At 58.5% G+C, this 24,630-nt stretch carries 20 protein-coding genes; 9 read left to right on the top strand and 11 right to left on the bottom strand.

Annotated elements, in window-relative coordinates:
* Positions 1 to 2: 2 nt before the first annotated feature.
* The 11 genes from N018_RS19720 to gap form a co-directional block, all read right to left on the bottom strand.
* On the bottom strand, positions 3 to 2,120 hold the full coding sequence (locus N018_RS19720) for a putative bifunctional diguanylate cyclase/phosphodiesterase (RefSeq protein ID WP_025390542.1): 2,118 nt from the start codon (positions 2,118 to 2,120) through the stop codon (positions 3 to 5).
* A gap of 9 nt (positions 2,121 to 2,129) precedes the next feature.
* Entirely contained in the window at positions 2,130 to 2,519 is a 390-nt protein-coding gene (locus N018_RS19715; RefSeq protein ID WP_024645615.1) for a response regulator, read from the bottom strand.
* Positions 2,504 to 4,234 (bottom strand): PAS domain-containing sensor histidine kinase, encoded by a 1,731-nt coding sequence (locus tag N018_RS19710; RefSeq protein WP_025390541.1) that lies wholly within the window; start codon positions 4,232 to 4,234, stop codon positions 2,504 to 2,506. The genes N018_RS19715 and N018_RS19710 overlap by 16 nt, the downstream gene beginning before the upstream one ends.
* A 174-nt stretch (positions 4,235 to 4,408) precedes the next feature.
* On the bottom strand, positions 4,409 to 5,917 hold the full coding sequence (locus tag N018_RS19705; protein WP_024645613.1) for a sigma-54-dependent transcriptional regulator: 1,509 nt from the start codon (positions 5,915 to 5,917) through the stop codon (positions 4,409 to 4,411).
* Between the two features lie 297 nt (positions 5,918 to 6,214).
* Entirely contained in the window at positions 6,215 to 6,571 is a 357-nt protein-coding gene (locus N018_RS19700) for a DUF5064 family protein (protein ID WP_024645612.1), read from the bottom strand.
* Positions 6,572 to 6,673: 102 nt separating this feature from the next.
* On the bottom strand, positions 6,674 to 7,132 hold the full coding sequence (locus tag N018_RS19695) for a YbaN family protein (protein WP_024645611.1): 459 nt from the start codon (positions 7,130 to 7,132) through the stop codon (positions 6,674 to 6,676).
* Complete coding sequence (locus N018_RS19690) at positions 7,129 to 7,743, bottom strand: biliverdin-producing heme oxygenase (RefSeq protein ID WP_025390540.1); 615 nt, start codon at positions 7,741 to 7,743, stop codon at positions 7,129 to 7,131. Before N018_RS19690 ends, N018_RS19695 begins: the two co-directional genes overlap by 4 nt.
* A gap of 112 nt (positions 7,744 to 7,855) precedes the next feature.
* Complete coding sequence (locus N018_RS19685; RefSeq protein ID WP_025390539.1) at positions 7,856 to 10,429, bottom strand: TonB-dependent hemoglobin/transferrin/lactoferrin family receptor; 2,574 nt, start codon at positions 10,427 to 10,429, stop codon at positions 7,856 to 7,858.
* 121 nt (positions 10,430 to 10,550) lie between these two features.
* The gene (locus N018_RS19680) at positions 10,551 to 11,516 is read right to left on the bottom strand and encodes a FecR family protein (RefSeq protein WP_025390538.1); all 966 of its coding nucleotides are present in this window, start codon (positions 11,514 to 11,516) and stop codon (positions 10,551 to 10,553) included.
* 57 nt (positions 11,517 to 11,573) lie between these two features.
* Positions 11,574 to 12,092 (bottom strand): RNA polymerase sigma factor, encoded by a 519-nt coding sequence (locus N018_RS19675; RefSeq protein ID WP_024645607.1) that lies wholly within the window; start codon positions 12,090 to 12,092, stop codon positions 11,574 to 11,576.
* A 290-nt stretch (positions 12,093 to 12,382) separates the two neighbouring features.
* Positions 12,383 to 13,384, bottom strand: coding sequence for a type I glyceraldehyde-3-phosphate dehydrogenase (gene gap, locus N018_RS19670; RefSeq protein ID WP_007253014.1), 1,002 nt, complete (start codon positions 13,382 to 13,384; stop codon positions 12,383 to 12,385).
* 219 nt (positions 13,385 to 13,603) lie between these two features.
* Here gap and edd point away from each other — a divergent pair, with 219 nt between their 5' ends.
* From edd to N018_RS19625, 9 genes are all read left to right on the top strand, one after another.
* Positions 13,604 to 15,430 carry a phosphogluconate dehydratase gene (edd, locus tag N018_RS19665; protein WP_024645606.1) on the top strand — a complete coding sequence of 609 codons (1,827 nt, stop codon included), beginning with the start codon at positions 13,604 to 13,606 and terminating at the stop codon, positions 15,428 to 15,430.
* Positions 15,427 to 16,392, top strand: a complete 966-nt coding sequence (locus N018_RS19660) for a glucokinase (protein ID WP_024645605.1) — start codon at positions 15,427 to 15,429, stop codon at positions 16,390 to 16,392. Before edd ends, N018_RS19660 begins: the two co-directional genes overlap by 4 nt.
* A gap of 51 nt (positions 16,393 to 16,443) precedes the next feature.
* Positions 16,444 to 17,181, top strand: a complete 738-nt coding sequence (locus tag N018_RS19655) for a response regulator (RefSeq protein ID WP_024645604.1) — start codon at positions 16,444 to 16,446, stop codon at positions 17,179 to 17,181.
* 61 nt (positions 17,182 to 17,242) lie between these two features.
* Positions 17,243 to 18,649 carry an ATP-binding protein gene (locus N018_RS19650; protein WP_025390537.1) on the top strand — a complete coding sequence of 469 codons (1,407 nt, stop codon included), beginning with the start codon at positions 17,243 to 17,245 and terminating at the stop codon, positions 18,647 to 18,649.
* A gap of 171 nt (positions 18,650 to 18,820) precedes the next feature.
* Entirely contained in the window at positions 18,821 to 20,107 is a 1,287-nt protein-coding gene (locus N018_RS19645; RefSeq protein WP_024645602.1) for an ABC transporter substrate-binding protein, read from the top strand.
* A 104-nt stretch (positions 20,108 to 20,211) separates the two neighbouring features.
* Complete coding sequence (locus N018_RS19640; RefSeq protein WP_024645601.1) at positions 20,212 to 21,120, top strand: carbohydrate ABC transporter permease; 909 nt, start codon at positions 20,212 to 20,214, stop codon at positions 21,118 to 21,120.
* The gene (locus tag N018_RS19635; RefSeq protein ID WP_024645600.1) at positions 21,113 to 21,958 is read left to right on the top strand and encodes a carbohydrate ABC transporter permease; all 846 of its coding nucleotides are present in this window, start codon (positions 21,113 to 21,115) and stop codon (positions 21,956 to 21,958) included. Before N018_RS19640 ends, N018_RS19635 begins: the two co-directional genes overlap by 8 nt.
* 2 nt (positions 21,959 to 21,960) lie before the next feature.
* Positions 21,961 to 23,121 carry an ABC transporter ATP-binding protein gene (locus tag N018_RS19630; RefSeq protein WP_025390536.1) on the top strand — a complete coding sequence of 387 codons (1,161 nt, stop codon included), beginning with the start codon at positions 21,961 to 21,963 and terminating at the stop codon, positions 23,119 to 23,121.
* A 129-nt stretch (positions 23,122 to 23,250) separates the two neighbouring features.
* Positions 23,251 to 24,612, top strand: a complete 1,362-nt coding sequence (locus N018_RS19625) for a carbohydrate porin (protein ID WP_025390535.1) — start codon at positions 23,251 to 23,253, stop codon at positions 24,610 to 24,612.
* The last annotated feature ends 18 nt before the right edge of the window (positions 24,613 to 24,630 follow it).

The following is a 24,630-nucleotide window of genomic DNA, read 5'->3' as shown; positions in this document are numbered from 1 at the left end:
TGCTACCCGAACTGCTTTTTCGGTGTACTTAAAAACGTTTCAAGCTCTGCTAGCGGCAGCGGCTTGCTGATCAGGTAACCCTGAATCTGATCGCACTGATTTTTCCGCAGAAATGCCAGTTGCTCAGGCGTTTCCACGCCTTCGGCAATGACCTTCAGACCCAGGCTGTGTGCCAGTTCGATGATTGCTCGGGCAATCGCCGCGTCCTGTGGGTTGCTGGTCACTTCGCGAATGAAAGCAATGTCGATTTTAAGCTTGTCGATAGGGAATCGGCGCAGGTACGCCAGACTTGAATAGCCGGTACCGAAATCGTCGATGGAAATACTGACCCCGCTGGCCCTCAGGGTTTCCAGGGTCGCAATGGTGTGAGAGGTATTTTCCATCAGCGAGCTTTCTGTCAGTTCCACTTCCAGCCACTGCGGTTCGACCCGATGACGTATCAGCGCCTGACGGATATCGGCGACCAGGCTGCTGTTGGAAATCTGCTGGCCGGAGATATTGACTGCCACCTGGAACAGCCCCAGCCCCGAGCGTTGCCACTGCGCAATCTGGGCGCAGACACGATCGACTACCCAGTTGCCGACCTCACCGATCAGCCCGAGGCTTTCCAGTACCGGAACGAAAACCGCCGGCGATACGCCTTGCTGGCCTGGGCGCGGCCAGCGCAGCAAGGCTTCCAGCCCGCATATCTGGCCGGTGACGAGGTTAAGCTTGGGTTGGTAGACAATCTCGAACGCGTGTTTTTCCAAGGCATCGCGCAAGGCGGCTTCAAGGTCCAGGCGCGCCGAGACGTCTGCGTTCATCTGCGCGGTATAAAACCGGTAGGTGTCCGGGCCGATCTTCTTCGCACTGTTCATCGCGGTGTACGCGTGTCTGACCAGCTCGTGTGCGTCTTCGCCGTCTTCCGGATAAAGCGCGATGCCGATACTGGCGGTCATTACGATGCTTTGACCCTCGACCAGAAAAGGCACTCGCAATGCTTTACGAATGCGCTCAAGTGTCTGGCGGGTATCGGCCTGGCCGACGCGGATCATCAGAATCAACGCAAACTGATCACCGTCCACGCGTCCGAGCGTGTCGCTGGCATTCAGGCACTCCGACAGGCGATGGCTGACTTCCAGCAATACCTGATCGCCCAGCACGTGGCCCCAGGTTTCATTGATGTTCTTGAAACCGTCCAGGTTGACGGTCAGCACCGCGAGCTTCCAGCGACTTATGGCGGCCTGGGTAAGGCCCATCTGCAGGCTGGTGAAAAACAGGTCACGGTTCGGCAGGCCGGTCAGCGTGTCGTAGTGGGCCATGGTCAGCAGGCGTTGATCGCTTTCCTTGCGTCGGGTGATATCACGGACGATGCCGACGATCACCCAGTCTTCACCAGTGCGATACGCCTGGCGGTGAATTTCCACTTCAACATCGCGACCGCTTTTGTCCCGAATCTGGGTTTCCAGCGGTTCGCTGGGGCCTTTACCGGCAATGATCTTGTCGTACACCACCTCCAGGTTCTCCATGGAGGTTTCGCCCAGCTCTGCAGGCGTCTTGTGCGCCAGTTCCTCGGCGGTATAGCCCAGCAACTGACAGGCCCTGCGGTTGAATTCGATCAGGCTCATGGTGTTGCGATTGATCAGGAAGATCGCATCTTCCGAAGCGTCCATTACCGTACGAAAGCGTTCCAGATCGATGGTGCGCTGTTGCAATTGCTCTTCGAGAATCAGGCTGTGGCTTTTCAGGTAATCGCCAAACGATTTGAGTCTCAGCAGGTTGCGCACCCGTAACCACAGTTCGGCACTGTCCACGGGTTTGTTGAGATATTCCTCGGCACCTGCTTCAAGCCCGGACAGACGCGCGCTTTGCTCGTCGAGTGCCGAGAGCATGATGATCGGGATATTGGCCGTGTTTTTTCCGGCCTTCAGTTGCTCGGCGACCTCATAGCCGTCCATGCCGGGCATCATGATGTCCAGCAGGATCAGGTCCGGTGCATGAAGGTCGACCATCTCCAGCGCCACTAGCCCCGACTCTGCAGTCAGCGTGCGGTAGCCCTGGTTCTTCAGCAGAACTTCCAGCAGGTCCCGTACATGCACATCGTCATCGACAATCAGGATCGTTGCGGCGCTCTCGGTCATGGCGTCTGCTCAGGTAGTTGGCTGTTGGGCCGGGCTTTTGTCGAGGAGGGCATCGATAACCCGGTACAACTCCTGATAGCGCAGGGGCTTGATGATGTAGGCGTTGCAGCCTGCCAGGCGGATTTTCTCTTCGTCTTCCTTCATCGCCATCGCAGTCAGTGCGACCACAGGTATTGCTGCGGTGCTGGCGTCGTTCTTCAATAATGAGGTGGCTTTCAGGCCGTCCATTTCCGGCAACTGAATGTCCATCAGGATCAGATCAGGCTGATGCTCGCGAGCCAGTTTCAGGCCGGTCTCGGCGTCCGTTGCACACAGCACGACATGCCCGGCGCTAGTCAGCAGCAACTGGGCCAGACGCATGTTGGCTGCGTTATCTTCGACGATCATGATGTGAGCCACTGCGCCTCCCTGGGAGCGGGTTTGCGAATCGGCAGCCAGACCACGAAGCGCGCGCCCAAGTCTTTGACACTGGCCACCGCAACGCTACCGCCATGCAGTTCGGCCAGTTGCTTGACCATCGCCAGACCGAGCCCCGTGCCTTCGAATTTACGCGCCAGGCCACTGTCGATCTGACTGAACGCCTTGAACAGCTTGTTCATGTCGCTCTGGGCGATGCCTATACCGGTGTCACTGACGCTCAGTTCCAGAAACTGCTCGTAGTCACCGGGTGGCAGCGGAAATACGTGCGTCGGCCAGTCGCCATCAAGCACGCCAGCCTGTGCGCTCGGCACCTGTCGCACCGACAGTGTTACCCAGTCACCCGGAGCGCTGAACTTGACCGCGTTGGCCAGCAGGTTGTAGACGATCTGCTTGGTCTTGCGTCGGTCGAGCTCCAGCAGGCCGAAGTCGGCTTCGGTTTCCAACTTCAATTGAATGCGCTGCAGCGCTGCCTGTTCGCGGACGATCAGCAGGCTGTTGCTCAACAGTTCGTCCAGATCGACCTGCTCCAGCTCCAGGCTCATCATGCCGGCCTCAACCTTGGACAGGTCAAGAATGTCGTTGATCAGCGAGAGCAAATGCTGGCCACTGTTGAAAATGTCGCCGATATAGCCACGCTGGGCGTCACTCATGTCGCCGACCATTCCGTCCTTCAGGGCTTCCGAAAAGCCGATGATTGCGTTCAATGGGGTGCGCAATTCATGGGACATCGTTGCCAGAAACTCGGACTTCATGTGGCTGGCATGCTCCAGCTCGATGTTTTTCTCTTCCAGCGTGCGTTCGAAACGCTTGCGCTCGGTCACGTCGCGAGCAGCGGCAAACACACCCTTGAGCTTGCGATCACGATCATGAAAGGTCGCGGCGTTGTACGACACGACTGTTTCGGTGCCGTCGTAGGCGCGCACGGTCAGCTCGTAATCGCTGACCTTGTGCTCGCTGATCACGCGTTTGATCGCCGCATCGGCGCTTGCCGGGTCTGTAAAAAAGTTCTTGCAGGGAGCGCCGATCAACTCGTCACGGGTGCGCCCGGTCAGGGCCATCATCTGTTTGTTGACGTCGGAAATGATGCCCTGCGGGTCGGTCATCATCAGCGCATCAATGTTCGATTCGATCAGCGAGCGGGTGTAGAACTGCTGGTCCCGAAGACGCTGATCGAGCAATGCCTGGGCTTCTTCCTCCTGTTTGCGCGCCGTGTTATCGGTGCCAATGAGCAGGTAGCCAATGATGGTTTCGGTGTTGTCGCGCAATGATGTCACCGACACCATCGCCGACAGGCGACTGCCATCCTTGCGGATGTAGGTCAGCTCGTAGATGTCTTCGATGCCACGCGAGGCCTTGAACACCAGCGCCTCAAAGCCCGGCGTGATAGGTGTGTTCAGCTCATGGCTCAGCGCTGCGGCACGGATGATCAGCTCGGCAGGGTCGGAAATATCCGCCGGGGTGATTTTGTCGACCACGTCTTCGGAGTGATAACCGAGCATGCGTTCGGCGCCGACGTTGAAAATCTGGATAACGCCATGTTCATCGGTGGCGATGCTGGAGAAATAGGCACTGTTGAAAATGGCATCCTGAAGTGCACCGGTTTTCAGCAGGATTTTCTGCCGTCTGGACTCGACGATCGTTTCGGCACGAGACTGCGGCTCGGCGGCCTGGAGGTCTACTGGCGGGGTTTGCATGATTCTTTCCCGTTGCTACGTGACCCTGTCTGCCATGACGGCCGTAATGCAAACTTACGGACACCCATTCAAATGGATGTTAAGAGGTTTATCGAACATACCAGAACGTTATCGGCAGTTTGTTTATTTAATGAAGTTTTTCTGAATATTTTTTACACGAACTCTGGCGCCATGCTATGGCCTGGCAGATATTCCGTACTTTCGCAGGCGCTGTGCGATGGCGGTATGGGAGGTTTGCAGGCGGGCCGCAAGTTGGCGTGTGGAGGGATAATCTGTGTAAAGCTTTTCCAGCAATTCCTTTTCAAATGCCGCTACAGCGTTCTCTAGGCTGTCAATAGGGGCGTCGTTCTGACGGGCCACTGCGGTGCCTGCAATGTCCAGGTCGCCTATATCCACATGAGTGGCTTCGCAGATGGCAGCCGCACGAAATATCACGTTTTGTAATTGCCGCACATTGCCCGGCCAGCGGTTGCCCAGCAGGGCAGGGTAGGTGGCGTGCGTCAGTCTGCAGACCGGGCGCTGGATCTGTGCGCAGGCCTGTTCCATGAAGTAGCGGGCCAGCAACAGAATGTCCTGACCACGCTCACGCAACGGCGGTACGTGCAGGTTGAGGACGTTAAGTCGATAAAACAGGTCTTCGCGGAATGTGCCTTCGCTGACCATTTTTTCCAGGTCGCGATGGGTTGCGCTCAATATCCGTACATTGACCCTGATTTCTCTATCCCCGCCAACGCGCCGAAAGCTGCCGTCGTTAAGAAAACGCAGCAGTTTGGCTTGCAGGTAAGGCGACATTTCGCCGATCTCGTCAAGGAAGACGGTGCCTTGGTTGGCCAGTTCCATGAGTCCCGGCTTGCCGCCGCGCGCGGCACCGGTAAACGCACCGGGGGCGTAGCCAAACAGCTCGCTTTCAGCCAGATTTTCCGGGAGCGCCGCACAATTCAACGCTAGGAACGGCTCGCCATGGCGTGCACTGCTGGCATGGCAGGCTCGGGCCACAAGTTCCTTGCCGGTGCCGGTCTCACCCTGAATCAGCAAGGGGGCGTCCAGCGTCGCAACGCGTTGTGCACGGGCCTTGAGCGTGCGGATAGCCGCTGAGTCGCCCAGCAAGGCATCGAAACCTTCGGCGTGATCATGGTGCAAGGCCGACAGACGTTCGCCGATCCGGCTGGGCAGGTAGAGCGTGATCAGCGCGCCTGCTTCGGTGATCGGTGTCGCATCGAGCAACAACGCTTCACCGTCCAGGGTGATCTCGCGCAACGGCAGCCGAAAGCCGTTTTCCAACAATGTTGTCTGCAGACCGGGTGCTGCCAGCAGTTCGTCGATGGATTCACCTGCCGGCTCACGACCAATGAGGGCGATGAGCGCGGGATTGGCCAGCAACACATGCCCCGCACTGTCCAGCGCGAGCACCGGGTCGGTCATCGCGGCGAGCAGCGCGTCCAGTTGCAGGTGGCGTCGCTGTCCGGGGAGGATATCCACGACTGTGATCGCTTCGACGCCCCTGACCCTGAACAGCGCATCCTTGAGTTCTTCGAGCATCTGATGGCTGAGGGTTGGCGCATCGATGTAGACGTTGGGCGGCACCATTTCCACTGCGTCCAGATTCAGATTGCGCCCACCCAGAATGGCCAGCACTTCCTGGGTGATGCCGACGCGATCGATGAAGCTGACGTGAATGCGCATGAGGCGTTAACGGTTCGCTGCGGAGGGGCGGCAAGTATGCCTTGTGGCGTCGGGTTTAGTGAAATCCGGTGGTGAGCGTGCGGGCGATTACACTCTGCCAATGCCTGGTGCACGTTCAAGGCTGTACGTGGAGCGCCCATAACTGCATGCCAACGCATTGGAGCGAGAGGTGTTCTTTCGGACGCCTCTCGCTCCGCACGCTCCAGCATGGGAATGCGCTTCGTGACGCTCAGCGTCACACCTTAAAGGCTGGACGCAGAGCGCTGGCATGATGATCCCGACTTGTAGCTTGTAGCCCTACTCCAGATGCTCCGGCTTCACAGGCTCGCCGGATTTGATGTTCAGTTTGTTGCGAATGTCTTCGAACATCTGGTCGTAGTCTTTGTGACTGGCAATTGGCAGTGCGGCGGAATTGGGCAGGCCATGTCTGATGGCGATGCGGCTGGCGTCGTGGGCGAAGTTGAATGCCAGGTCGCGGGTCAGCTGGAATTGCTCTTCAAACGGTTTGCCACCGATTTCACCTTGCATGGTGAAATGCATGGAGGTGCCTTCTCTGGGGTCTTCGTTCACGTCGTAGCGCAGGTGGATGTCATAGCTGATATCCGACGGTTGCAGCGCTACGTGGGTGAGATGTAGATGGCCTGGCTCGTACATGAAGTTACTCCATCAAATGATAAGTATGCTCAGTCAGACACTGATCGCGCCGGAGCGGTTCAGCCTTATGCGCGGTGTGCCGCTCTTGCTGGACTTTCTCGCTCAGCGGTCCGCTTTGGCCGGTTCCGGTCTCGACCATATCCATATATTGCCCAGCGCCATCCCGCTCAGGGCCAGATACAGCCACCAGGCGTGACCGATCAGGCTCAGCATGACCACTGCACACACCAGCATGCTGATGGTTGCGCTGATCTTGGCCTTGCGGGCAACCAGTCTGCCATTACGCCAGTTGTACAGGATTGGCCCGAATACGCGATGGTTTTCCAGCCAGGCATTCAGTCGCGGCGAACTGCGTGTTGCTGCCCAGGCAGCCAGCAGAATGAATTCAGTGGTCGGCAGGCCAGGAACAAAGATCGCAACGATGCCTATGCCGAGCGCGGTATAGGCGAGGATGCCATATAAAAGGCGTGAAATTCGTGAGCCGGGTGGTTTGTACGTCATGGTCTCTACAGGCTGGTTCAGAAAGCCCGGCCAGCTTAACAGCACCGGGCGCTTTTTCATGCCTGCGCTGCTTCGGCGACAGGTGCATCGATATAGGCGTGTTGCAGCAGCACATTGAAACGCTCGAAAGCGGCAATGGCACCTTGATCTAGTTGCGCTTCCTGCCCGGCAGTCAGCGGCAGGTCGTCAAGCGTTCTGACAAAGGTCTTCCAGCCAGCGGCGCGGCCACCTTCGGGCTCGCCCAGGTGTCTGGCACCGAAACGGTCACTCAGGTTCAACGCTTCGGCGCGTTTGATCAGGAACGCCGCGCCCAGCTTGGAACCTTCGGAAACGAACAGCCAGCCGAGCGCCTCGGCATTGTGTGTACCGTGTACTGCGCCGGGCACGGGCAGCGGAATGTCCATATTCAGGTCGGCAAGGTCTGCCTTGGCCTGTGCCGCCCGGCAGCGCGCGGGCAGGTCGTGGATGATCGCCTGGAGCGCCGGGTCGTTGTACAGGCTTTGCAGTTCGCTCTGGAACAGGTACTGGGCGACCACAAAGCGTGCATAGCTGACCAGTGTTGCAAACGGTGCATAGGCCTTGACCGCCTTGTCGAGCTGTTCATGCGGCGCGTGAGTAATCTGATTGAGGCGTTGCGAACGCAGGGTCGTCGGGATCGGGTCGAGGGGCATCGAAGTCTTCCTTGCTGAAAAAGGGGAGGGTTGAATAGACGAACAGCCAGCTCCGAGAGCGTGAAAAAGCCTGCCGTCACTGTTGGACGGCGGGCTTTCAGTCACGTCGGGTTCAGATGTCCCACACCACGTTGACGCCGAAGTTGCGTCCCGGCTGGGTCAGGCGATCAAGATTGGCAGGCGCAGTCACGCCGGCCTCACCCACGCCGTCGTAGCCGCGTACGTCGTCCCAGCGCCAGTATTTCTTGTCGGTCAGGTTGTACAGGCCGGCATTCACGGTCACGTCGTTGCTGACCTTGTAATAGCCGGTCAGGTCCAGAATGCCGAAGCCCGGTGTCTTGAACTGGCTGGAGGTGCCATCCGGCGTATGAAAGTTGCTGTCGTCCACGCGGGTCTTGCGCTTGACCAGCGTCCAGCTCAGCAGGCTGCCGTAAGTGTTCTGTTCATACCCCAGGCCGATGACTCCGGTCAGCGGGTTGACGCTGTTGATCGGCTCGCCCGTGTCATCGTTGCGGCCGTGGACGTAAGCAATGGATGCCTGGCTGTACAGGCCGCTCGGCGCGCCCAGGCTGTCGAGATTCAGACGCCCCTTGAACTCGGCGCCTTTCATGGTGGCGTGCTTGATATTGTTCGACTGGAAGGTCAGTTCGTCATAGCCGGGTTTGATCGCGTCCTCGTTGATGAAGTCGCGGTACGTGTTATAGAACACGGCGATGTCGAACGAGCCGGATTCGAAGCGGCCGCGCAGCCCCGTTTCATAACTGTTGCTGGTTTCCGGCTTCAGGTTCGGATTCGGCTCGACTGTGTAGCCGGCCCTCGGGTTTTCGAAGCGACCATAAAGTGATTTTGCCGAGGGCGTGCGGAACCCTTCGGCATACTGGCCATACCCTGTGTATTGGTCAGTCAGCGCGTAAGTCACGCCAAACTTGGGTGACAGGCGATGCCAGGTCTTCGTTTCATCGTTGGCCTCGCTCGGGTCTGCGAGGTCGACCGAGTTGAGAAACGCCTGAGTGAACTTCGGTTCGAGTCGCGTGTGGTCGTAGCGCACGCCGGGCATGAAGGTCCAGTCGTTCCAACTGATCTGATCCTGCGCGAACAGGGCATAACTGGTGATGGTCGGGTCCGGGAAGTCGCTGGTGGCGATCAGTCGGTCGCTCGGGCTGTCGGCGCCGACCACACGGCAGGAGCCGAACACCCGGGCACAGGTCCCGCTGCCGCTGCGCAGCCCGGTGACTTTCTGTTGCTTGATGGTGGTGCCGTAGGTCAGCACATGGTCAGTGCTGGCGATGGAAAATGCCTTGTCCAGCTGGGCGTCGAAGATCCACTGTTTTTCCTGATACTCCGTCTCGCGTTGGCGATACACATCGCGGGAGAACGGGAAATAACGTTCGTTAGTGCTCTGGTCGGTCCTGGCGGTCTGGTAGTTCAGGCTCCACTTGAGGTTATCCACCAGCAGGCTGTCGAGACTGAACGTGTTCTCGACACCGAAGCGTTCGCGGGTAATGGTGTCGCTGCCTTCGCGCGACCGATACATACCCAGCCCGCTGCCATTGGCGAACGGTCCTCCCACCGCGTTTTTCAGGTTGCTGTCGCGATCATCCTTGTACTTTTCATAGGCCAGCGCCAGACGCGCGCCATCGCTATAATTCCAGCCCAGTTTGCCCAGCACGTTGGTGCTGCGGGCGTCCTGAGGGTTGGCTTCGGTGCGGCTCAGGCCAGTGCCGCCCGTCTCGCCATAGGATTCGGTTTCGTGACCGTTGCGCTGGCTCAAGTGCAGCAGCGCGTCGAACTCGCCCTGCCGCCCGGCCAGCGTGGCAGAGTTCAGCCAGCTCTCGTCTGCCGAGCTGTAGCCGGTTTTCAAACGCGCGCCGACGTCCTGGCCGGGTTTGATGATGTCATCCGGGTCCAGCGTGTAATAACTGACCACGCCGCCGATGGCGCTGCTGCCATACAGGGCTGAGGCTGGGCCGCGAAGGATTTCCACGCGCTTGACGATTTCGGGATCGACATAGTTGCGGTGGGTCTGCGCATAAGGGCCGGTGAAGAAACTGTCGGGCACTTCAACACCATCGACCTGGGTCAGGATGCGGTTGCCGTCGATCCCGCGAATGTTGTAACCGGTTGTGCCGGCACGCTGGCCTGCGCCGCCCACTGAAACACCTGGCTCATAGCGCACCAGGTCGCGAATGGAATTGACGTTCTGACGGTCCAGCTGTTTGCGCGAATGAACACTGACAGTGCTCGGTACGGTGGCCACTTCCTGTGCCTGACGCGTAGCGCTCACCGTGATCTGATCAAGCGCCATGACGCCAGCGATGCGTTTTTCCAGCACCACATTGTTGTTGCCCAGGTTGCGATAGCTCAGCGCGCTGCCCGCCAGCAAGTTGTCCAGAGCGGCTGCCGCGCTCAGATTACCGTTTGCGCCCTGTGACGTTACGTTTTGCGCCAGCTCTGATGACACACCGACTTGCCAGCCGGTAATGCGGCTGAATTCATTCAGGGCTGATACTAGCGGTTGCTGGCTGATGGAGAAACGGTAGGTGCCTGCCGGGCGTGCCGACGGTGCATTTTCGCTGGACGCGTGGGCAGGCAGTGCTTGCAGGCCTGAGCCGAGGATCGCGATGGTCAGTAGCGAAAGTGTAAGCCGTGCGCGGTCTCGGGCGACAGGCGTGAACGTGGATGACATCGGTAGCGCTCCCTGGGGTGTGGCTCGTTATAGTGTTTACAAACTGTTTCGGGATGAGAATCAGTTGCATCTGCTATAACTAGACGAACGGCCAGTGGCTATCGAGTAAAAAAATCCTGCCTCAGTTGAGGATCACCAGCGCGGGCATTTCATGCAAGCTTGCCGAGGTGATCTGCGCCAGCGAACGCACCACGTCCAGCGGGTTGTCCAGACGGTAGTTTCCGGTAACTGCGACACGGTCCAGTTGCGCATTGGTGTTGATGATCCAGCCGGGATAGTAGCGGCGCAGTTCAGCCAGCACCTCGCTCAGCGGGCTGTTGTCGAAGATCAGTCGGCCCTGCACCCAGGCCAGGTCACGGGCCGGATCAAGCTTTTCCCTGTGCCCGAAACCGCCAGGCCCGACGCGAATGCGTTCCCCCGCCGCAAGGCTGAGGCTGGAGTTGCCCTGTAACGCACGCACCTCGACAGCGCCGCGCTGCACGTCCACTTGCGCGACGCCATCCAGATAACGCACCGAAAACTCGGTGCTGCTGGCGCTCATGCGTACTGGACCTGCGTCGATTTGCAATGGCAGACCCGGTCTGGACGCCACCTCGAAAAATGCTTCGCCTTGAAGCAGTCGGGCAGAGCGCTGCTGGTCATCGATGCGGCTGGAGAGCGCAGAGTTGGTGTTGAGCAAAACCCTGGAGCCATCGGCCAGTTCGAGACGCTGACGCTCGCCGACCACTGTCAGGTGGTCGGCTTGCAAGCGTAAGGGCAGGTGACTGAAGCTGAACAGCCCCAGCAGCAGAACCGCAGCGGTCGCCAGAGATTTCCAGTGCGGGCGGACACGTTGCCACGTCGAACGCTTGCGCGGTTGCGCAATATGTTCAGCAGCGAGTTGAACCGTTGGTGACTGCCAGATCGCCCGCGCCTTGTCGAACGCGCGCGCATGTTCTGGATCGGCATTCAGCCATTCCTGAAAACGGGCCAGCCGGTCCGCATCGGCATCTTCCAGCTCGATCAGCCAGGTCAGCGCCTGATCCATTGCACAATCGCTCAATACGTCCTGCGCAATTGCTTGAGGATGCTCTGTTTTCGGGGGCACGGTGTTCCTCTGAGTCCTGAAACTTTATCGATAAGAGTCTGGAGCCTGCGATAGCATTCAGGGCGGGTCAAGCCTTGAAATCACGCCCACGCAGATCGCCATGATCAGCTTCAGTTCCTTTTGCACAGTGCTGGCCGAGACCTGTAACTGCTCGGCGATCTCCAGGTAACTGCAACCATTGAGGCGGCTGAGGGTGAAGATCTTTTGCTGACGCTGGCTCAGTGTGCTCAGGCTGGCGCTCAGGCCTTCGAGCAGGCGCTTGGCATGAGCGGCATCCTCGGGTGCGCCGAGCTGTGCAACGACAGCTTCCAGTCGGGCTGGCGAGACATCTTCGATCATGGTGCGGCCATGAATGCGCCGCGCACGCAGATGATCCAGAGCCAGATTGCGGGCGGTCTGAAAGACGAAGGGTTCGAGATGGTCGACGGAGTGTTCGGTCAGCGCACGACTGACACGCAACCAGGTTTCCTGAAGCAGGTCCTCGGCGGCGCTGTGGCTGCCGACCATGCGCTGCAAGGTGCGCAACAGCACGGCACGTTGGGCCATAAAGACATTATTGAAATGAGACTGCGACACATGTGAGCCCGACCGAAGATTCAGGCAAATGATAATGCTTCTCATTTTCCTGTCGGGTCAAGCGCAGATCTGTAAATGTTTATCCCGGAAGTGTCTTGTTTCTTACGTTCCGGTATGGATTACCTGTTGTGACATCGTGCACATTAATCTGCTTCGCACGGCTCGCTCAAGGTCGGACGCAGGGCGTCCAGAACGGCGTTACCACGCTGGGGCGCAGGAACGAGAGTGAATCCAGGAGATACCTCTCGTTCCGCAGCATCGGAACGCTTGTTACGGCGCTCATGAAACTGTTACTGCGCGTTATGCAGCGCCAGGCAGTTGTCGAGCATGCGATTGGAGAACGCCCACTCATTGTCGTACCAGGACAGGACCTTGAGCAACTTTCCGCTGACTTTGGTGTGATTGGCGTCGAAAATCGACGATAGCGGGTTGTGGTTGAAGTCGTGGGAGACCAGCGGCAGGGTGTTGTAACCCAGCACTTTTGAATGCTGACTGGCTTCTTTCATCAATGCGTTAACTTCTTCAGCGGTGGTTTCACGCTTCAGGGTTACGGTCAGGTCGACGAGCGACACATTGATCACCGGCACGCGCACGGCCATGCCGGTCAGCTTGCCTGCCAGTTCCGGGAGTACCAGGCCAACGGCTTCGGCAGCGCCGGTCTTGCTCGGAATCATCGACTGCGTAGCCGAACGGGCGCGGTAGGGGTCGGTGTGGTAGACGTCGATCAGGTTCTGGTCGTTGGTGTAGGCATGAATGGTGGTCATCAGACCGGTTTCGATGCCCAGCTCACGATGCAGCACCTGAGCGACCGGTGCCAGGCAGTTGGTGGTGCAGGAAGCGCTGGAGATGATCTGGTGCGACTGACGCAGCGTGTCATGGTTGACACCATAGACGATGGTGGCATCGGCGCCGCTGGCCGGGGCTGAGATAATCACCTTGCGGGCACCGGCAGTCAGGTGTGCGGCGGCCTTGTCGCGGCTGGTGAACAGACCGGTGCATTCGAACACCACGTCGATATTCTGCGCTTTCCACGGCAGTTCGGCAGGGTTGCGAATCGCGCTGACCGAAATACGGTCACCGTTGACCGTCAGGCTTTCCTTGTCGCACTCGACCGTGCCGCTGAAAGGGCCGTGTACGGTGTCGAAACGCAGCAGGTGTGCGTTCATTTCGCTGTCGCCCAGATCGTTGATGGCGACGACCTGCAGGTCCTGACGGTAGCCTTGGGTATACAGTGCGCGTAGGACGTTGCGGCCGATTCGGCCAAAACCGTTGATTGCGATACGAAGAGTCATACAGCCGTCCTTCTGAATTTGTTGTTGGAATTACAAGATTATTCTCATAGAAATAGAAAACAAGCCTTTTTAGTGGCAATATTTTGTTTTATCTACAACTACAAGCCTGAAAGGCCCTCCGGGTTGATCGAGATCAGGGTTCAGCTTCCTGGCCGTCGCAGCTCGATAACCGGAACTGTCTTTACGGGTGACCTTAGACGTTAGCCTGGAGTTCACCACATGCATCCCCGCATTCTTGAGGTAACCGAGCGGCTCATCGCTCGCAGCCGTGAAACCCGTCAGCGTTATCTTGAATTGATTCGCGGTGCAGCGAGCGAAGGCCCGATGCGCGGCAAACTGCAATGTGCCAACTTTGCTCACGGGGTCGCTGCCTGCGGCCCGGAAGACAAGCAAAACCTGCGTCTGATGAACGCCGCCAACGTGGCGATCGTGTCTTCCTACAACGAGATGCTCTCTGCGCATCAGCCTTACGAACACTTCCCCACCCAGATCAAACAGGCTTTACGTGACATTGGATCGGTCGGTCAGTTTGCCGGTGGCGTACCCGCCATGTGCGATGGCGTGACTCAGGGCGAGCCGGGCATGGAGCTGGCGATCGCCAGCCGCGAAGTGATCGCCATGTCCACTGCCATCGCTCTGTCGCACAACATGTTCGATGCCGCGCTGATGCTGGGCATCTGCGACAAGATCGTCCCCGGCTTGATGATGGGCGCGCTGCGTTTTGGCCATCTTCCGACCCTTTTCGTGCCGGGCGGGCCAATGGTGTCGGGCATCTCCAACAAGGAAAAAGCCGACGTGCGGCAGCGTTACGCGGAAGGCAAGGCCACCCGCGAAGAGCTGCTGGACTCTGAAATGAAGTCCTATCATGGCCCCGGCACCTGCACCTTCTACGGCACAGCCAACACTAATCAGTTGCTGATGGAAGTCATGGGCATGCACCTTCCCGGCGCCTCGTTCGTCAATCCCTACACGCCGTTGCGCGATGCACTGACCGTCGAGGCGGCGCAGCAGGTCACCCGCCTGACGATGCAGAGCGGCAATTTCATGCCGATCGGCGAAATTGTTGACGAACGCTCGCTGGTCAATTCCATCGTCGCGCTGCACGCCACCGGCGGTTCGACCAATCACACGCTGCACATGCCGGCCATTGCTCAGGCTGCCGGTATCCAGTTGACCTGGCAGGACATGGCCGATCTGTCGGAAGTGGTGCCGACCCTCAGCCACGTTTATCCGAACGGCAAGGCTGACATCAACCACTTCCAGGCCGCCGGTGGCATGTCGTTCCTGATTCGCGAGCTGCTGGCCGCCGGTCTGCTGCACGAGAACGTCAACACCGTGGCCGGTTATGGCCTAAGCCGCTACACCAAAGAACCGTTCCTGGAAGACGGCAAACTGGTCTGGCGTGAAGGCCCTCTGGAAAGCCTGGACGAAAATATCCTGCGCCCGGTGTCTCGTCCGTTTTCGCCGGAAGGTGGCTTGCGGGTCATGGAAGGCAATCTGGGCCGTGGCGTGATGAAAGTTTCTGCTGTCGCTCCAGAGCATCAGATTGTCGAAGCGCCCGCCAAGGTCTTCGAAGATCAGCAGGACCTGGCTGATGCGTTCAAGGCCGGTGAGCTGGAATGTGATTTCGTCGCCGTGATGCGTTTCCAGGGGCCGCGCTCCAACGGCATGCCCGAACTGCACAAGATGACACCGTTTCTGGGCGTTCTGCAGGACCGTGGTTTCAAAGTGGCGCTGGTGACTGATGGACGGATGTCAGGTGCCTCAGGCAAGATCCCGGCGGCCATTCATGTCTGCCCTGAAGCGTTTGATGGTGGCCCGTTGGCGCGTGTGCGTGAAGGTGATGTCATCCGCGTGGATGGCGTAAAAGGCACGTTACAAGTGCTGGTCGAAGCGTCAGAATTGGCCGCCCGCGAACCGGCCGTCAATCAGCTCGACAACAGTGTCGGCTGCGGTCGCGAGCTGTTTGGATTCATGCGCATGGCCTTCAGCTCCGCAGAGCAGGGCGCCAGCGCCTTTACCTCTAGTCTGGAGAAGCTCAAGTGAAGTTGGCCCTGGTCGGTGATATAGGCGGTACCAATGCACGTTTTGCCATTTGGGAAGACGACACGCTGCATTCTGTCCGGGTATTCCCGACCATTGACTACGCGGGCCCGGAAAAGGCCATCGAAGTCTATTTACAGGACCTTGAGTTGCAGCGTGGTGATATCGGTTATGTGTGCCTGGCGGTCGCCGGGCCGGTCGACGGTGATCTGTTTCAGTTCACCAACAGCCACTGGCAGCTCAGTCGCGAGGCGTTCTGCGCCGACCTGAAAGTCGATCACCTGTTGCTGATCAACGACTTTACCGCCATGGCGCTGGGCATGACCCGGCTCAAGGACGACGAATACCTGACCGTTTGCCACGGCCAGGGCAAACCGGATCGTCCGCGTGTGGTGGTGGGGCCGGGCACCGGGTTGGGGGTCGGTACGCTGATCAAGCTGGAAGGCAGTCGCTGGATGGCCTTGCCGGGGGAAGGTGGGCATGCCGACCTGCCGATTGGCAGCGCACGCGAAGCGTTGCTGTGGGCGCGGCTGATGGCGGAACGCGAGCATGTGAGTGCCGAAGTGGTGCTCAGCGGTGCTGGTCTGTTGCTGCTGTATCAAGTCAGTTGCGCGCTGGACAACGTCGAGCCGGTGTTAAAGTCGCCTTCCGCGATCACCTCGGCGGCACTGGCGGGCGATCCGGTGGCGGCAGCGGTGCTGGAACAATTCTGTGTATTTCTGGGCCGCGTGGTGGGCAATAACGTGCTCATTCAGGGCGGCCTGGGCGGTGTCTACATCGTCGGTGGCGTGGTCCCGAGGTTCATCGACTTCTTCATCAACAGCGGCTTCAAGCGTGCCATGGCTGAAAAGGGCGTGATGAGTGACTATTTCAAAGGCTTGCCAGTTTGGCTGGTCACTGCTGAATACCCTGGCCTGATGGGTTCAGGCGTGGCTTTGCAACAGGCTTTCGGTTCGGAGATCTGAGCAACATCCCATAACAACAAAGCTTCGCAGCCAACCTAAGGACGCTTAAATTTGAGTGCAGTCAGTAAATCGATCCTGCTGGTGGATGACGATCAGGAGATTCGCGAATTGCTGGACACCTACCTGAGCCGCGCCGGTTTTCAGGTACGTACCGTGGGCGATGGCTCCGGCTTTCGTCAGGCGTTCAATGAGGCGCCAAGTGATTTGTTGATCCTTGATGTCATGTTGCCCGACGAAGACGGTTTCAGCCTGTGCAAGTGGGTGCGCCAGCATCCGCGCCAGCCGCATGTGCCGATCATCATGCTCACTGCCAGTTCCGACGAAGCCGACCGTGTCATCGGTCTGGAGCTGGGCGCCGACGATTACCTCGGCAAGCCCTTCAGCCCGCGCGAACTTCAGGCCAGGATCAAGGCGCTGCTGCGCCGTGCCCAGTTCGGTCAGGAACGTACGGGCGGCGATGTGATTGTGTTCGACGAATGGCGGCTGGACATGGTCAGCCATCGACTGTTTCACAACGATGGTGAAGAAGTGATTCTGTCCGGTGCCGACTTTGCGTTGCTCAAACTGTTTCTCGACAACCCGCAGCAGATTCTCGACCGCGACACCATCGGCAACGCCACCCGCGGGCGCGAGCTGATGCCGCTGGAGCGAATCGTCGACATGGCGGTCAGCCGCCTGCGCCAGCGTCTACGGGATACCGGCAAATCGCCGCGTCTGATCCGGACCATTCGCGGCAGCGGTTACCTGCTGGCGGCGAACGTTAATACGCAAGCCGGCGGCAATTATTAAGCCGTCTGCTGCCGGCCGGAAAGGACCCGGCCTGGCACTGCCGCGCTCGCTGCTGGGGCGTATGCTGTTGCTGACGTTGCTGGCGGTGCTAATGGCTCAGGCGCTGTCCAGTGTTATCTGGCTGTCGCAGCTGCGTGCCACACAGATGGAGGGGCTGGTCACCAGCGCGCGCAGCCTGGCGTATTCGATGTCGGCCAGTGTCAGTTACTTTCGCTCATTGCCGCTGGTCTACCGGCCGATGGTCCTGGATCAGTTGCGCAGCATGGGCGGCACACGTTTCGTGGTCTCGCTCAATGATCACCCGCTGGACATGCCGATCATGCAACCCACGCCGCGCAAGCAGGCGGTGCTGGACGTGGTCGGCAACGTATTGCGTCAGCGTCTGGGCAACGACCCGGCCATCTCGGTATGGTTTGCTCGCCCGGAAGAACTGCGGATCTTCAATAGCGGCCTGAAGCTCGACGAGTTGCCGCGTTCCTGGGCGCATTACGCGCTGACGCTCGAACCGGTGAACCCGCCGGTGCTGGTGACGCAGATCGAAATGGCCCCCGGAGAATGGTTCTACATTGCCTCGCTGCTGCCTGAGCCCTACACGTCACTCGAAGAGCAGGAACTGCCGCTCCAGCAGGTCTCGTTCATTGTCCTGACCAGTGTGTTCCTGTTGCTGTTCATTGGCTTGCTGGTGCATTGGCAGAGTCGCCCACTCAAGCGTCTGGCGCGGGCTGCGCGAGACATGTCGCTGGGCGCTGATGTCGTGCCAGTGGTCGAAGGTGGCGGCAGCGAGGTGGTGGAGGTCAGCCGGGCGTTCTACGCCATGCGCACCCGGATCAGCCGCTACCTGACCGAAAGGGGTCAGTTGTTCAGTGCCATCTCGCACGATTTGCGCACGCCTATTACCCGCCTGCGGCTGCGGGTCGAGTTGCTGGAGGACGAGCAACTGCAACGTAAGTTCAGCCGCGACCTGGATGAGCTCGAACTGTTGGTCAAGGGCGCGCTGCAATGCGTCAAGGACACCGATATTCACGAAAACATCGAGCCGGTGGACCTGAATGCGCTACTGGACTGCCTGGTCGAACCCTGGCTGCTCTCTGATGGTAGCGGGCGGGTCACGCAGCAGGGCGCGGCACAGGCTGCGTATTCCGGTAAACCGCTGGCGCTCAAGCGCTGCATCGGCAATCTGATCGACAACGCCCTCAAATATGGGAACCGGGCTCACCTGAAGGTTGAGGACGATGCGCAGGCGTTCGTCTTACATGTCGATGATGAGGGCCCCGGCGTTCCTGAACAGCGTCTGGAGCATGTGTTCGAGCCACATTTCCGCCTGGCGGGCAATCAGCAGCAGGGTTATGGCCTTGGTCTGGGAATCGCGCGCAACATCGCGCACAGCCACGGCGGCGAAGTCAGCTTGCAGAACCTGCGCGGTGGCGGGCTGCGGGTGACATTGTATCTGCCGCGAACGGCGGAGTGATCTCCCGAATAGTGGCCTTCATGTCCAGGTTGTGCAGAGATTTCCAAATGTCACCAATCTGTGACATTTTCGCATCCCTTCGTTACTGTCGCGGCGCGGGTCTTGGTTAGACTCCCACGAAGCGCAAGCACCAGACTTGCTCAGGCATAACAACAAGAAAGGTCAAATTCGATGAATTCCATGTCACGTCTCGCTGTTGTCATCTCTCTCGCTTCGTTGTTCCCTCTGAGCGCTAACGCCGCTGAATCCAAAGGCACTGTTGAAGTGGTGCATTGGTGGACGTCGGGTGGCGAAAAAGCTGCGGTCGATGTTCTGAAAGCCCAGGTTGAAAAAGACGGCTTCGTCTGGAAAGACGGCGCAGTCGCAGGTGGTGGCGGTTCAACGGCCATGACCGTGCTCAAGAGCCGTGCCGTTTCAGGCAACCCACCAGGCGTTGCCCAGATCAAAGGCCCGGATATCCAGGAATGGGCGTCTACCGGCCTGCTTGATACCGACGCTTTGAAAGACGTTGCCAAGGCCGAGAAGTGGGACTCCCTGCTGGACAAGAAAGTCTCCGATACCGTGAAGTACGAAGGCGATTACGTAGCCGTGCCGGTGAACATTCACCGCGTCAACTGGCTGTGGATCAACCCTGAAGTCTTCAAGAAAGCCGGTATCGACAAGGCACCCACCACTCTCGAAGAATTCTACGCAGCGGGCGACAAGCTGAAAAAAGCCGGTTTCATTCCGCTGGCGCATGGCGGTCAGCCTTGGCAGGACAGCACTGTATTCGAAGCCGTTGTGCTCTCGGTCATGGGCGCTGACGGTTACAAGAAAGCCCTCGTTGATCTGGACACAGGTGCGCTGACCGGCGAAGGCATGGTCAAGTCGCTCACCGAGCTGAAGAAAGTCGCCACTTACATGGATCCCGACGGCAAGGGCCAGGACTGGAACCTGGAAGCGGCCAAGGTCATCAATGGCAAGGCCGGCATGCAGATCATGGGTGACTGGGCCAAGAGTGAATGGACCGCCGCCAAGAAGGTCGCCGGCAAGGATTACCAGTGTGTAGCCTTCCCGGGCACCGACAAGGCGTTTACTTACAACATCGACTCGCTGGCCGTGTTCAAGCAGAAAGACAAGGGCACCACTGCCGCTCAGCAGGATCTGGCCAAGGTCGCCATGGGTGAGGACTTCCAGAAGGTCTTCAGCATCAACAAGGGATCGATCCCGGTTCGTGAGGACATGCTGTCCGACATGAGCAAGTACGGCTTCGACTCGTGTGCGCAAACCGCTGCGAAGGACTTCCTGGCTGATTCGAAGACCGGTGGTCTGCAGCCAAGCATGGCGCACAACATGGCAACCACGCTGGCAGTGCAGGGCGCGTTCTTCGATGTGGTGACCAACTACATCAATGACCCGAAAGCTGATCCGGCCGAAACAGCCAAAAAGCTGGCCGCTGCGATCAAATCTGCCAAGTAATTCGTTCTGAACCGCCTCTAACCGTCGTCCGCAGTGTTGAAATCCCTGGCTGATTTCACCTGCGGCTGCGGCCTGAATTCGATACACCGGATGGGATATTCCCGATGAGCTCTGTCGCTGCGAACAGCAAAGCCTCGCCAATGGATGCGCTGCAACGCTGGCTACCAAAACTGGTGCTGGCCCCCAGCATGTTCATCGTGCTGGTGGGATTCTATGGCTACATCCTCTGGACATTCGCACTGTCGTTCACCAACTCGACGTTTTTGCCTTCCTATAAATGGGTCGGTCTGGCGCAATACGCGCGTCTCATGGACAACGATCGCTGGTGGGTGGCAAGCAAGAACCTTGCGGTCTTTGGCGGGATGTTCATTGCAATCAGCCTGGTGATCGGGGTCCTGCTGGCCGTCTTGCTGGATCAGCGGATTCGTCGCGAAGGCATGATTCGCACCATCTACCTGTATCCGATGGCGCTGTCGATGATTGTCACCGGTACTGCCTGGAAATGGCTGCTCAACCCGGGCCTGGGCCTGGACAAGATGTTGCGCGACTGGGGTTGGGAAGGTTTCCGTTTCGATTGGCTGGTTGACCAGGATCGCGTTGTGTATTGCCTGGTTATCGCGGCGGTGTGGCAGTCTTCCGGCTTCGTCATGGCATTGTTTCTGGCTGGGCTACGTGGCGTCGATCAGTCGATCATTCGCGCAGCCCAGATGGATGGCGCGAGTTTGCCGATGATCTACTGGCGCGTCGTGCTGCCAAGCCTGCGTCCGGTGTTCTTCAGTGCCGTGATGATTCTCGCGCACATTGCGATCAAGAGTTTCGACCTGGTAGCCGCGATGACCGCCGGTGGCCCCGGTTACTCGTCCGACCTGCCGGCGATGTTCATGTATTCGTTCACCTTTAGCCGCGGCCAGATGGGCATGGGTTCTGCTAGTGCCATTCTGATGCTCGGCGCGATCCTGGCGATTCTGGTGCCATATCTGTATTCCGAGCTGAGGACCAAACGCCATGACTAGTCATGTTGGCAAACCGGGCATCAGCTTCAGTCGTGTTCTGATTTACGCCGTACTGATGCTGGCCTGTCTGATTTATCTGGTGCCGCTGGTGGTGATGCTGTTCACCAGCTTCAAGACCCCCGATGACATCGGCACCGGCAACCTGTTGAGCTGGCCGAGCGTAGTGACTGCAATCGGCTGGATAAAGGCCTGGGATCTGGTCGATGGTTATTTCTGGAACTCGATAAAAATCACTGTTCCGGCGGTGATCATTTCCACCGCAATCGGCGCGCTCAATGGCTATGTGTTGTCGATGTGGCGCTTCAAGGGTTCGCAGCTGTTCTTCGGCCTGTTGCTGTTCGGTTGCTTTCTGCCGTTTCAGACCGTCCTGCTGCCGGCATCCTTCACATTGGGCAAGATGGGCCTCGCCAACACGACCACCGGGCTTGTGTTTGTTCACGTGGTCTACGGGCTGGCATTTACCACGCTATTTTTCCGTAACTACTACGTCAGCATTCCCGACGCGCTGGTCAAGGCTGCGCGGCTGGACGGTGCCGGTTTCTTCACCATCTTCGGGCGCATCATTCTGCCGATGTCCACGCCCATCGTGATGGTCTGCCTGATCTGGCAGTTCACCCAGATCTGGAACGATTTCCTGTTCGGCGTTGTGTTCTCCAGCGGCGATTCTCAGCCGATCACAGTGGCCCTGAACAACCTGGTCAACACCAGCACAGGCGCCAAGGAATACAACGTTGACATGGCGGCGGCGATGATTGCCGGCCTGCCGACACTGCTGGTCTACGTACTGGCTGGCAAGTATTTCCTGCGTGGGCTCACGGCCGGCGCGGTCAAGGGGTAATCATGGCGACTCTCGAATTACGCAACGTCAACAAGACCTACGGCAGCAACCTGCCTGACACACTCAAGAACATCGACCTGTCGATCCAGGATGGCGAGTTTCTGATTCTGGTCGGTCCATCAGGCTGCGGTAAATCCACCCTGATGAACTGCATTGCCGGTCTGGAAAGCATCAGTGGCGGGGGGATTCTGATCGACGGCCAGGACGTCAGCGGCACCAGCCCCAAGGACCGCGACATCGCGATGGTTTTTCAGTCCTACGCCCTGTATCCGACCATGAGCGTGCGTGAAAACATCGCCTTCGGGTTGAAGATCCGCAAGATGCCGCAAGCCGACATCGATGCTGAAGTGGCTCGCGTTGCCAAGCTGTTGCAGATCGAGCACTTGCTCAATCGCAAGCCGGGCCAGATGTCCGGTGGTCAGCAGCAACGTGTGGCGATGGGCCGTGCGCTGGCACGTCGACCGAAGATTTATCTGTTCGATGAGCCGCTGTCCAACCTCGACGCCAAGCTGCGGGTCGAGATGCGTACTGAAATGAAGCTGATGCATCAGCGTCTGAAGACCACCACGGTCTACGTGACTCACGATCAGATCGAGGCCATGACGCTGGGCGATAAAGTGGCGGTCATGAAGGACGGTATCGTTCAGCAGTTCGGTACGCCCAAGCAGATCTACAACGACCCGGCCAACCTGTTTGTGGCCAGTTTCATCGGTTCGCCGCCTATGAACTTCATCCCGTTGCGCCTGCAACGCCAGGATGGCCAGTTGTTCGCGCTGCTCGACAGTGGTCAGGCGCGTTGTGAGTTGCCGGTTGGCGTTTCTGACGCAGGGCTTGAAGATCGAGAAATCATTCTTGGCATTCGCCCGGAACAGATTATGCTGGCGTCCGACGAACCGAGTGGTCTGCCAACCATTCGCGCCGAGGTTCAGGTGACCGAGCCTACCGGTCCGGATACGCTGGTGTTCGTGACTCTCAACCAGAGCAAGGTCTGCTGCCGTCTGGCCCCGGATGTCGCACCGCAGGTGGGCGAGAGCCTGACACTGCAGTTCGACCCCTCCAAGGTCCTGATTTTTGATGCGCAGAGCGGTGAACGTCTGGGGGTGCTGGCACAGCAAGCGTCTGCCGAGCGGGTAAACAACGTGTCTCAGTTGAGCCGCAAGTGATAGATTTAACACCGGGTTCTGCGGGCTGGCCTTCGGTTTGCTACAACAAGGCGGCCTGTCGTGAACACAAGCAGTAAATCGCGCAAGACGTGTACCGAAGCTAATAACAATAAAACGAGGATTGATGGGATGAAGAAGATCACCAAAGGTAAAACGCTTTCCCGGCTTCAACTGGTCTGCAAACTGTCTGCACTGGGTGCCATGGGCTTGGCCTCCAGCGTTCATGCTGCCGAGCCATTTGCTGCCGATTCACCGTGGATGACCGGCGACTGGGGCGGCAAGCGCACCGAGCTGCTCGACAAGGGTTATGACTTCTCGCTGGAATACGTTTCCGAGATGGCCAGCAACCTCAAAGGCGGCTACAACGACGACACCACCGGCCGTTACAGCGACCAGTTCGCGCTGGGCATGAAAATCGATCTGCAGAAGGCGTTTGGCTGGCAGGACGCGGAATTCAAGTTGGCGATTACCGAGCGTAGCGGACGCAACATCTCCAATGACCGGATCGGCGATCCTCGTGCCGGTACGCTCAGTTCCTCGCAGGAAGTCTGGGGGCGTGGCCAGACCTGGCGTCTGACCCAATTGTGGGTCAAGCAAAAGTATTTCGACGGTGCGCTGGACGTCAAGTTTGGTCGCTTCGGGCCGGGTGAGGATTTCAACAGTTTCCCTTGTGACTTCCAGAACCTGTCGTTCTGTGGCTCGCAGGTCGGTAACTATGTAAACACCTGGTACAACTGGCCAATCAGCCAGACCGCTCTTCGCGTCAAGTACAACATCACTCCAGAAGTGTACGCGCAGGTCGGTGTGTATGAGCAGAACCCGTCCAACCTGGAAACCGGTAACGGCTTCAAACTCAGCGGTAGCGGCACCAAAGGCATGATCCTGCCGGTCGAACTGGTCTGGACACCCACCATCAACTCGTTGCCCGGCGAGTACCGTATTGGTTACTACAAAAGCACGCCAAATGCCGATGATGTCTATAAAGACGTCAACGGTCAGCCGCAAGCGGCCACTGGTGCTGCGTTCAAGTCGCATGACAGCAAACATGGCTGGTGGGTCGTTGCTCAGCAGCAACTGACCACTCATGATGGCGACGCCTCACGCGGTCTTAACATCTTTGCCAACGCCACCGTGCATGACAAGGCAACCAACTTCGTCGACAACTACCAGCAGATCGGTCTGACCTACAAAGGTCCGTTCAACTCGCGTCCGAAAGATGACATCGGTATCGGTATTGCCCGTATCCACGTCAACGACGATGTGCAGGATCGCGTGCGTCTGGCCAACCAGATCAGCGGTATCAACGACTACGACAACCCTGGCTATCTGCCGGTCCAGAGCACTGAATACAACTCTGAAATCTACTACGGCTTCCACGTTACCAACTGGCTGACCGTGCGCCCTAACCTGCAGTACATCAAGCACCCTGGCGGCGTGGATCAGGTTGATGATGCGATTGTGGCGGGCATCAAGATTCAATCGAAGTTCTGAGTATTGATTGACGCGTAA

It is taken from the genome of Pseudomonas syringae CC1557, assembly GCF_000452705.1.
Classification (GTDB): Bacteria; Pseudomonadota; Gammaproteobacteria; order Pseudomonadales; family Pseudomonadaceae; genus Aquipseudomonas; species Aquipseudomonas syringae_F.
The sequence above is the reverse complement of the archived record's forward strand: the minus strand, read 5'-3'. Positions and strand labels throughout refer to the sequence as shown.